Genomic DNA, 9863 nt, shown 5'->3' on the forward strand with positions numbered 1-9863 from the left:
GGTGGCCCGCGCCCCGGGCCGGTTGGTGGGTGGGGGCCCCTGGGGGCGCCCCGGGCGGGGGGGGCCCCCCCTCCCTTTCCGCATTCTCCGCCCGGCCCCCCCGCCGCTGCACCATGGCCGCCGCCGGGCACCCGCCGCCCGCGGTGGTGTCACCGTCGGGCGAGGTGACGTTCCCGCCGCTGCCCAGCGGCACCCCGATCGGCCTCGGGGTGGGCGCGTTCGAGTCGCACGACCTGCACCTGGACGCCGGGACCGTGCTCGCCCTCTACACCGACGGCCTCATCGAGACGCGCCAGGCCGACCTGGACGCCGGCATGGCCAGGCTGGGCACCGCCCTGGCGGGCGCGGCGGCGCTGCCGACGCTGGAGGGCCTGTGCGCCGCCGTGGTCGGCGCGATCGTGGGCGACGGCCCCGCCGAGGACGACGTCGCCCTGCTCATGGCCCGCACCCGCGCCTGATGCTCACCAGTTGTCCATGGTGCCGTCCTCCAGGCGGCTGACCGGCAGGTAGGCCCGCTGGTACGGGTACCGTCCGGCCAGGTCGTCCCGGTAGTCCACGCCCAGCCCGGGAGCGTCGCCCGGATGCAGGTACCCGTCGGAGAAGGTGTAGGCGTGCGGGAAGACCTCGTCCGTCTCGGCGGTGTGCCGCATGTACTCCTGGATCCCGAAGTTCGGGATCGACAGGTCGAGGTGCAGCGCCGCCGCCATCGTGACGGGCGACAGGTCGGTGGCGCCGTGGCAGCCGGTGCGCACCTGGTGCACGGCCGCGTACGCCGCCGCGGTGCGCAGATGGGTGATCCCGCCACCGTGCACCACCGTCATCCGCAGGTAGTCGATGAGGTACTCGCGCAGCAGCAGCGTCGCGTCGTGGATCGTGCTGAAGATCTCCCCGACCGCGAGCGGCGTCGTGGTGTGCTGCCGGATCAGCCGGAAGGCCTCCTGCTGCTCGGCGGGCGCCACGTCCTCCAGCCAGAACAGATGGTACGGCTCCAGCTCCCGCCCCAGCCTGCCCGCCTGGATCGGGGTGAGCCGGTGGTGGGCGTCGTGCAGCAGGTGCACCTCGTCGCCGTACTCCGCGCGCACCCTGGCGAACAGCGACGGCACCGTGGCCAGGTACTTCTCGGTGCTCCAGACGTCCTCCGCGGGCAGCCCCGCCTCGGCGGGCTCGTAGAACAGCTCACCCCTGCCCACGCCGTACGTGCCGGACAGCCCCGGCACCCCCGCCTGCACGCGGACCGCCTTGTACCCCAGGTCCAGGTACCGCCCGACCGCCTCCACGGCCTCGCCGGCGCTGTGGCCGTTGGCGTGCCCGTACACCAGGACGCCGGTCCTGCTCGCGCCGCCCAGCAGCTCGTAGACGGGCACGTTCAGGGCCTTGCCCTTGATGTCCCACAGCGCCATGTCGACCGCGCCGATCGCGGTCATCGTGACGGGGCCGCGCCGCCAGTAGGCGCCGCGGTAGAGGAACTGCCAGATGTCCTCGATCTGGAACGGGTTGCGGCCGATCAGGCAGGGCGCCACGTGGTCGCGCAGGTAGGCGGCCACGGCCAGCTCACGGCCGTTGAGCGTGGCGTCGCCGAGCCCGTACACGCCCTCGTCGGTGTGCACGCGCAGCGTCACGAAGTTCCGTCCCGGGCTGGTGACCAGCACCTCGACGTCGGTGATCCTCATGCCAGCTCCAGGACGCGCACCCCGTACGGCGGCAGCTCGACGACACTGACCGGCGCGCCGTCCTCGTCGCGCAGCACCCCGCCGCGCACCGACGGCGCGGCCTTGATCTCGGCGTCGCACTGGCTGACGCACCACACGAACACGCGGCCGTCCTCGTGCCGCATCAGCGCGGCGCTGACCAGCGGCGTCTCGAACGAGACAGGCGCGTCCACGCCCGACTCGGCGGCCAGCGCCCGGTACAGGCGCCAGGTGGGCTCGGGGTTGGCGTGCGGCGTGACCGCCGCCATGTACTCCAGGGGGTAGGTCGCCAGCACCATCCAGCCCGCGCCGACGGAGTGCCGCAGCAGCGCGGGCCTGCCCTGGGCGTCCCTCGCCAGCACCTCGGCCCCGTCCGGCTCGACCGGCAGGTACGAGCGCGAGTTCGCGGTCCCCGCCACCGGGAAGACCAGTTCGTCCTCGGCCTTCAGGTCGCCCAGCGCGGCGGTCATGGTGAGCGTGACCGTGTCGCCGGTGATGGGCTCGACCAGGCCGTACCGCGACTGCTTGCGCACCCCGAACATCTCGTCCAGGCCCGGCCACCAGGAGCCGCGCTGGTTGTCGTGCTCGCCCGCGAACCAGGAGGCGTACACGGTCGCGCCGGCGCGGGCCCGCTCCAGCAGCGCGCGCCAGCCGGGCGCGGTGAGCTGCTTGGCCGACGGCAGCAGGTACAGCCGGCAGTCGTCAGGGATGCCGTCCTTCTCCCTGGCCACGCCGACGGCCAGGTCGGCCTCGCGGGCCGCCACGTACGCCTGCCTGCACACGTCGAAGACCACCGTGGCGTCACGCGGCTGCGTGAACGGGTAGCGGCTCTCCAGGTACGACGAGACGACCAGCGCCGCCTCCGCGTCGGGGCGGGAGCAGCGCCGCAGGTCCACCCGCTCGATCAGGGCCGCGAAGTCGCGCACCTCCCTGGCCTGCGCCTTCGGCCGCCCGGCGGCGTCCACCAGCCCGAAGTGCATCTCGAACGGGTGGTGGCTGTACGGCTCGTCCGCCCACAGGTCGTCGTAGTCGGTGTTGTTCCAGGCCAGCCAGCCCGTCGCGCCCGCCAGCAGCGTGTTGTGCAGGACCTGCCGGTAGTAGTGGGCCGCGTTCACCTCGCTGGTGTAGTCGCTGGTCAGGCCGAACTCCTCCATGACCACCGGCTTGCCGCCGAGGTCGAGCAGCTCGCACACGAACGCCGCGCCGAGATGCTGCCGTACGGCGTCCGTCTCCATCCGGTAGACGTGCGGGCCGAGGAAGTCGACCAGCCCGGCCAGCTCGCGCACCCGGAAGCCGTTGTCGTTGCCGGTGACCTCCACGCCCCACGCGCCGTCGCCGATCGAGACCGGCTGGGTGCCGCCGCCGGCGCGGACCGCGTCGATGAGGAGCTGAGCCCAGCTCGTCACCTGCTCGTGGTCGAGCGTGCCGATGCCGCGCGAGCGCCAGTCGCCGTAGATGGGGACCTCGTTGGTCAGCAGCCAGGCGGCGACCGCCGGATGGTCCTTGAAGCGGGCCGTCAGCTCGCGCACGTACCAGGCCTGGCGGGCCACGAACCACACGTCGCCGAACAGGTCGCGGCCCTGCCGCCAGGCCGGGTCCCAGTTCTGCCCCGACATGTGGCCGACGATGAACGTCGGGATCGTGCGCATGCCGAGCGCCTCGTGCCGGTCGAGGAAGTCGGCGTAGCGGGCGACCAGCTCCTCGTCCAGGCTGTCGGGGGTGGGCATGAAGTCGGGCCAGTAGAAGAAGCTCCTGGTGACGGTCATGCCGTGCTCGCGCATGACCGTCAGCTCCGCGGAGACGACGTCCGGATCGTAGGAGCGCCACATGCGCGGCCCGCCTGCCCTGGACCAGAAGTTGACGCCGACCCAGAGGTCGCCGAGCCTGGCCGAATGCCGCTTCACCTGTGATGTCCTCCTCAGTCGCTGCCGGTGACGAAACTCTGGATGGCCACGACGGCGCCGCCGCGGGCCCACTCGCGGAAGTCGTCGGCCTCGATGACCACGTTCACCGAACCGGGCACGCCGCGCCGGTCGGCGGTCAGGGCCTGGCCCAGCTCGTCCTTGGCGATGCGGGCCAGCTCCACGCCCTCGCCCGCCAGGACCACGGTCTTGACCATGGACATCGTCGCGACCATCGCGATGAGCCTGCCCAGGGCCTGCGCCGCCTCACGCACCACGGACAGGCACACCCGGTCGCCTGCCGCGGCCAGCCGCATCACCTCGTCGTAGCCGACCTCCCGCCGCAGCGCCTGCCCCACGGTGCCCTCGATCGACCAGCTCGACAGGTACGCCGCCGCGCACCCTCGGTGCCCCTCCGGGCACAGCGGCCCGCCGGGATGCAGCACCATGTGGCCGAACATGCCCAGATCCGCCTCGGCCGCGGCCACCAGGTGGTCGTGCACGATGAGCGCGTAGCCGATGCCCGCGCCTATCGTGACCAGCGCGAAGTCCCGCAGCCCGCGTCCTGGGCCGAACCAGTGGTGCTGGTGCGCCAGCGCCGCCACGTCGTTCTTGACCACGCACGGCACGCCCAGCGCCCGCTCCATGAGCGGGCGCAGCTCCACCTGCTCCCAGCCCAGGTACGGCGCGTCCACCAGCTGCTCGCCGCCGATCTGCGTCGAGGCGCGCGCGTTGCCGCCGATCGTGATCCCGGCCCCGACGGGTGCGCCGGGGCCGTGGGGGAGGCCGCCCGTCAGCTCGTCCAGCAGCCGCCTGGCCTGGAGGCAGACCGCCTCCGGGTCCCGGTCGGTGATCGCCTCGTCGCGGCCGGCGATCACCTCGGCCCGCAGGTCCGTGACGACCGCGTGCACGCGATCCGCGGTCAGCTTCAGGCCCAGGAACCGGTGCTCGCCCGCCGCCACGTCGAGGGGGCGGGTCGGCCGGCCGTTGACCGGGTCGTGCACCACCTCGCCCTCGACCAGCAGCCCGGCGTCGACCAGGGGCTTGGTCAGCCTGGTGAGGCTGCCGGTGGACAGGTGCAGGGTCTTGGCCAGCGCGGTCCTGGACTGCGGGCCGTGGATGATCAGCTCCTTGACGATGGAGCGTGCGGCGTCGGGCAGGGCGTCCCACATGCCGCCCCATCTTCGGGGCCCAACCACCATCAGCGCCAGCCTCCTCCTCTTAGCTTCGCAGCAAAGCTAACATGCGCTCCGTGTCACATAACATTCACGAAATTTGTGCACAAGTAGTGACATGCGCCTCACTTCTTCTCTAGGTTGGCTTTTCTGCAAAGCCAACTCTGGGACTTTGCGTGGAAGGAGACGCGGGATGCGTAACAGAGGGGTCTCCGGCTCGATCACGGCGGTCGGACTCGCCGTCGTCCTGGCCGCCTGCTCGTCGGGCACAGGCGCCGACGCGGGCGGAGGCGCCGCCGCGACGCAGGAGGCGCAGACCGGACCGGTCACGCTCAACTTCTGGTGCTGGAGCGCCGGCCAGAAGGAGAAGGTCGCGGCCTTCAACAAGGCCCATCCGGACATCCAGGTCAAGCACACTGACGCCGGCGGCGGCACCGACACCGCGACCAAGCTGCTCACGGCCAGCCGCGCGGGCAACGCCCCCGACGCCACCTGCCTGGAGTACCAGACGATCCCCGCCATGATCGTCGCCGGGGCGCTGGCCGACATCTCCACCCACACCGCCGACATCAAGGACGCCTTCACACCCGAGGTGTGGTCGCTGACCAGCTTCGACGGCGCCGTCTACGGCGTGCCGCAGGACGTCGGGCCGATGGTCATGGTCTACAACAAGAAGCGCTTCGACGAGCTGAAGATCGACGTGCCGAAGACGTGGCAGGAGTTCGCCACCGTGGCCGCCGACGTCCGCAAGAAGGACCCCGACGCCTACCTCGCGACCTTCGCCCCCGCCGAGTTCGGCAACTTCGCCGGGCTGGCCCAGCAGGCCGGCGCCACCTGGTGGAAGGTCCAGGACCAGACGTGGACGGTCGGCATCGCCGACGCCGCCTCCACCGAGGTCGCCGCCTACTGGCAGGGCCTCATCGACAAGGACCTGGTCAAGGCCCAGCCCCTGCTCACCCCCGAATGGAACAACCAGCTCAACAAGGGCAACATCCTGAGCTGGCCGAGCGCCCTGTGGGCCCCCGGCGTCCTGTACGGCATCGCCGAGAAGCAGGCCGGCGACTGGGCCATCGCGCCGCTGCCCCAGTGGACCCCGGGCGACGACCGGGTCGCCTTCCAGGGCGGCAGCGCCATCGCCGTCACCAAGAACTCCAAGCACGCCCAGGCCGCCGCCACCTTCGCCAAGTGGATGAACACCGACAAGGCCGCCTACGACATCCAGATCGCCGCCGGCGAGTACCCGGCGTCGCTGGCCGGCCAGCAGGCCACCGCCTCCAGCGAGCCGCCCAAGCTGGTGTCCGGGCAGAAGGACTACTGGGAGGTCGCCACCAAGGCCGCGCAGCGCACCATCCCGCACATCAGCTGGGGCCCGAACGTCGGCACCGCCCAGAGCGCCTACCAGGACGCCATGGCCGCCGCCATCCGCGACAAGACGCCCCTGCTCCAGGCGCTGCAGAAGACGCAGCAGGTCGTCGTGGACGACATGAAGGCCACCGGCTTCAAGGTCGCCGGGCAATGACCGACGCCGCCGGCGCTCGCCGCAGGACGCGGGCGCCGTACCTGTTCGTCGCCCCGGCGGTGCTGCTGTTCCTGGCCTTCCTGGCCGTCCCCATCGGGTACGCCGTCTACCTCAGCGCCCGCGGCCTGCGGCTGGCCGGCACCGGCATCTTCGGCACCCGGCAGGAGGTCTTCGTCGGCCTCGACAACTACGCCAGGATCCTCACCGACGCCGAGTTCTGGGCCGGCTTCGGCCGGCTCGCCCTCTACGGGGCGATCAGCGTGCCGCTCACCCTCGGGCTCGCGCTGCTGTTCGCCCTCCTGCTCGACTACGCGGGCGCCCGCGGCCGCCGCTTCGCCCGTACGGCGATCTTCCTGCCGTACGCCATCCCCAGCGTGACCGCCTCACTCCTGTGGGGCTTCATGTACCTGCCCTCCACCAGCCCCTTCAGCTACCTCACCAAGGAGCTGGGGCTGGGCGAGATCCCCTTCCTCGCCGGGGACGGCATCTACCCGTCACTGGCCAACATCGCCATCTGGGGCGGCGTCGGCTTCAACATGATCATCATCTTCACGTCCCTGCGCGGCATCCCCGCCGAGCTCTCCGACGCCGCCCGCATCGACGGCGCCTCCGAATGGCGCATCGCCTGGCACGTCAAGATCCCCCTCGTCGCGCCCGCGCTCGTCCTCACGGGCCTGTTCGCGCTCATCGGCACCCTCCAGGTGTACGGCGAGCCCACCACGCTCGCCCCGATGACCACCGAGATCTCCCAGACCTGGGTCCCGCTGATGCACATCTACCGCGACGCCTTCATCCGCGACGACCTCCCCCTCGCCTCGGCCGCCTCCGTCATCCTGGCCGTCGGCACCCTCGTCGTCTCCGTCGTCCTCCTCAAACTCACCCAGAAGCGCGCCTCGGGAGGCCTGTCATGACGACCGGGACCGGCCTGCTTCCCCACCAGCGCGCCAAGATCCTGCCCACCGTCGTCCTGCTCATCGGCGCCCTCTACTGCCTGGTGCCGGTCGCCTGGGTCGTCGTCGCCGCCACCAAGTCCAGCGGCGAACTCTTCTCCACCTTCACCTTCGCCCCCGGAACCGGGCTGCTCGACAACCTGCGCGACCTGTTCTCCTACGGCGACGGCCGCTTCCTCCTCTGGGCCGCCAACAGCGCCCTCTACGCCGTCGTCGGCTCAGCCGCCTCCACCCTCATCTCCACCCTCGCCGGATATGCCATGGCCAAGTACGACTTTCGTGGGCGTACTTTGCTTTTTTACGCCATTTTGGCGGGGGTGCTGGTGCCGGGCATGACGCTGGCCATTCCGCAGTACCTCATCATGTCCGAGACCAACCTGGTCGGTACTTACTGGTCCGTTCTGCTGCCCAGCCTCATCTCGCCGTTCGGGATCTATCTGGCGCGCGTGTACGCCTTGTCGTCCGTACCGGACGCGACCCTGGAGGCGGCCAGGATCGACGGGGCCAGCGAATATCGGATCTTCGGGGCCATCGGGTTGCCGATGATGCTTCCCGGCATGGTGACGATCTTCATGTTGCAGTTCGTGGGGACGTGGAACAACTTCCTGTTGCCGTACATCATGCTGTCGGACGAGTCGCGGTTCCCGATCACGGTGGGGCTTTACACGTTGCTGGCCAAGGGGTCTTCTGAACCTGCTCTTTATGGGATCGCGATCGTGGGGGCCGCGGTTTCGGTGATTCCGCTCATCGCGTTGCTGCTGTTCTTGCAGCGGTTCTGGCGGCTGGACCTTCTCAGCGGCGGCCTCAAGGGCTGACCCCCGCCCCCGCCCCCGCCCCCGCCCCCGCCCGTGCCCGGGTGCGGCGGGGGAGCGGGTGAACGCGGCAGGCGAGGCATCGAACGGGCGAGGCGGCGACCTCGCACGGGATCACACACGCGGCACGGCACACGCGGCCCGGCACACACGGCCCGGCACACACGGCCCGGCACACACGGCCCGGCACACACGGCCCGGCACACACGGCCCGGCACACACGGCGCCAGACCTGCGGCGCGAGGTAAGCGGCGCACGGGACGCGAGCGACGCCACCGCGGCCACCCTGGCGCGCCGCGTCGGCGGGAAGGTGTACGGCGGGGCCCGGCGCACCCGTACGGCGACAAGCCCCCGAACACGGCCACCCCACCCCGGCCCGTTTTCGACCTCAGGAGCCAGAACAAGCCCTGACCCCGCTTGAACGGCGGCCCTTTCGAGCGGATCCTAAGCACAATGTCCGATCATGACGCGCGCAGCCCCACGGCAGCCGCCCGACCATCATGGAGGACGCGTGACACAGGCCGATCACGCGGTTCACCGGCCGGCGGGCCACCCCGCCCTCCTCGGCCTTCGACGCTGATCACCCCCCGGGACTGAAGCCGTCCCGGCCGCGAAGGAGACCACATGAGAACGGGAACCTGGCTGATCGGAGCACGCGGATCGGTCGCCGTCACGAGCCTGATCGGAGCCCTGGCCATCCGCGCCGGCCTGACCGCCCCGACGGGCTGCGTCCTGGAGTCGCCCGCCCTGCGCGAACGCGTCCGCCCCGGCGTCGGAGACCTCGTCTTCGGCGGGCACGACGTCACGTCGGTCCCGCTGGAGAAGAAGGCGGCGGAGCTGGCGGGTTCCGGGGTGGTGCCGGCGGCGCTCGCGCTGGCCGTGAAGGACGACCTGGCCGCCGTCGAGCAGAACGTACGGCCGCTGCCCGCCGCCGCGACCCAGGCGGACACGGCCCGCGAGATCGCCGCCGACCTCGAGAACTTCCGCCACCACCACGACCTGGACCGCGTAGTCGTCATCAACGTCTCGACCACCGAGCCCGTCCCGCCCCCGCACCCCGCCCACGCCTCGCTCGCCGAGCTGCGCGCCGCCCTGTCGGGCGCGGACTCCGTCGCGGAGCCGGTGCTGCCGCCCAGCTCGCTGGCCGCCTACGCCGCCCTGTCCGCCGGCTGCCCGTACGTCGACTTCACCCCGTCCGCGGGCGCCCGCCTGCCCGCCCTGGACGCGCTCGCCCGCGAGCAGGGACTCCCGTACGCCGGCCACGACGGGAAGACGGGGGAGACGCTGGTCAAGTCGGTGCTGGCGCCCATGTTCGCGCAGCGCAACCTGAGGGTGCGCACCTGGTCGGGCATCAACCTGCTGGGCGGCGGCGACGGCGCCAACCTCGCCCAGCCGGGCGCGAACGCCGCCAAGTCCGCCAGCAAGCAGCGCGTCCTGCCCGAGACGCTCGGCTACCTGCCGCAGGGGGAGACCCGCATCGACTACCTGGAGGATCTGGGGGACTTCAAGACCGCGTGGGATCTGGTGACGTTCGAGGGGTTCCTGGGGACGGGCATGCGGATGGAGTTCACCTGGCACGGGTGCGACTCGGTGCTCGCGGCGCCCCTCGTCCTGGACCTGGCCCGGCTCACGGCCGCCGCCCATCGCGCGGGGCGCGCCGGGCCGCTGCCTGAGCTGGCGTTCTTCTTCAAGGACCCGCTGGGGGAGGTGCCGCACGGGCTGGCCGATCAGTGGCGTGTGCTGGTCGAGTTCGTCACCGCCCTCAGCCCGGAGCCCACCCCATGACCCCCTCCCGGACGAGCAACGCCCTACTCCGGC

General features: G+C 71.5%; 8 protein-coding genes. 5 read left to right on the plus strand and 3 right to left on the minus strand.

From position 1 onward, the window contains the following. Window positions 1–113 precede the first annotated feature (113 nt). On the plus strand, window positions 114–458 hold the full coding sequence (locus FXF51_RS00005; protein WP_222871051.1) for a PP2C family protein-serine/threonine phosphatase: 345 nt from the start codon (window positions 114–116) through the stop codon (window positions 456–458). A 3-nt stretch (window positions 459–461) separates the two neighbouring features. Here FXF51_RS00005 and manD read toward each other — a convergent pair whose 3' ends face one another. Genes manD through FXF51_RS00020 form a run of 3 tightly spaced genes read right to left on the minus strand, consistent with a single transcriptional unit; the run spans window position 462 to window position 4791 of the window. Continuing rightward, window positions 462–1670: a D-mannonate dehydratase ManD gene (gene manD, locus FXF51_RS00010; protein ID WP_148432113.1), complete on the minus strand. Its 1209-nt coding sequence runs from the start codon at window positions 1668–1670 to the stop codon at window positions 462–464. Next, window positions 1667–3592, minus strand: a complete 1926-nt coding sequence (locus FXF51_RS00015; RefSeq protein ID WP_222871052.1) for a cellulase family glycosylhydrolase — start codon at window positions 3590–3592, stop codon at window positions 1667–1669. The genes manD and FXF51_RS00015 overlap by 4 nt, the downstream gene beginning before the upstream one ends. A 14-nt stretch (window positions 3593–3606) precedes the next feature. Continuing rightward, a complete protein-coding gene (locus FXF51_RS00020; RefSeq protein WP_148432114.1) occupies window positions 3607–4791 on the minus strand; it encodes an ROK family transcriptional regulator in 1185 nt (394 codons plus the stop codon). A gap of 166 nt (window positions 4792–4957) precedes the next feature. Here FXF51_RS00020 and FXF51_RS00025 point away from each other — a divergent pair, with 166 nt between their 5' ends. The 4 genes from FXF51_RS00025 (at window position 4958) to FXF51_RS00045 (ending at window position 9830) form a co-directional block, all read left to right on the plus strand. Further along, window positions 4958–6283: an ABC transporter substrate-binding protein gene (locus FXF51_RS00025; RefSeq protein WP_148432115.1), complete on the plus strand. Its 1326-nt coding sequence runs from the start codon at window positions 4958–4960 to the stop codon at window positions 6281–6283. Next, entirely contained in the window at window positions 6280–7194 is a 915-nt protein-coding gene (locus FXF51_RS00030; RefSeq protein WP_148432116.1) for a carbohydrate ABC transporter permease, read from the plus strand. The genes FXF51_RS00025 and FXF51_RS00030 overlap by 4 nt, the downstream gene beginning before the upstream one ends. Further along, window positions 7191–8048 (plus strand): carbohydrate ABC transporter permease, encoded by an 858-nt coding sequence (locus tag FXF51_RS00035; RefSeq protein WP_148432117.1) that lies wholly within the window; start codon window positions 7191–7193, stop codon window positions 8046–8048. Before FXF51_RS00030 ends, FXF51_RS00035 begins: the two co-directional genes overlap by 4 nt. 621 nt (window positions 8049–8669) lie before the next feature. After that, window positions 8670–9830 carry an inositol-3-phosphate synthase gene (locus tag FXF51_RS00045; RefSeq protein WP_148432119.1) on the plus strand — a complete coding sequence of 387 codons (1161 nt, stop codon included), beginning with the start codon at window positions 8670–8672 and terminating at the stop codon, window positions 9828–9830. Window positions 9831–9863: the final 33 nt, after the last annotated feature.

It is taken from the genome of Nonomuraea sp. PA05 (assembly GCF_008086045.1).
Taxonomy (GTDB): Bacteria; Actinomycetota; Actinomycetes; order Streptosporangiales; family Streptosporangiaceae; genus Nonomuraea; species Nonomuraea monospora.

Excerpts from the sequence above, each read along its gene's own strand:
- FXF51_RS00005 (WP_222871051.1), top strand. The coding sequence starts at position 114 with ATGGCCGCCGCCGGGCACCCGCCGCCCGCGGTGGTGTCACCGTCGGGC.
- manD (WP_148432113.1), bottom strand. The coding sequence starts at position 1,670 with ATGAGGATCACCGACGTCGAGGTGCTGGTCACCAGCCCGGGACGGAAC.
- FXF51_RS00020 (WP_148432114.1), bottom strand. The coding sequence starts at position 4,791 with ATGGTGGTTGGGCCCCGAAGATGGGGCGGCATGTGGGACGCCCTGCCC.
- FXF51_RS00025 (WP_148432115.1), top strand. The coding sequence starts at position 4,958 with ATGCGTAACAGAGGGGTCTCCGGCTCGATCACGGCGGTCGGACTCGCC.
- FXF51_RS00030 (WP_148432116.1), top strand. The coding sequence starts at position 6,280 with ATGACCGACGCCGCCGGCGCTCGCCGCAGGACGCGGGCGCCGTACCTG.
- FXF51_RS00035 (WP_148432117.1), top strand. The coding sequence starts at position 7,191 with ATGACGACCGGGACCGGCCTGCTTCCCCACCAGCGCGCCAAGATCCTG.
- FXF51_RS00045 (WP_148432119.1), top strand. The coding sequence starts at position 8,670 with ATGAGAACGGGAACCTGGCTGATCGGAGCACGCGGATCGGTCGCCGTC.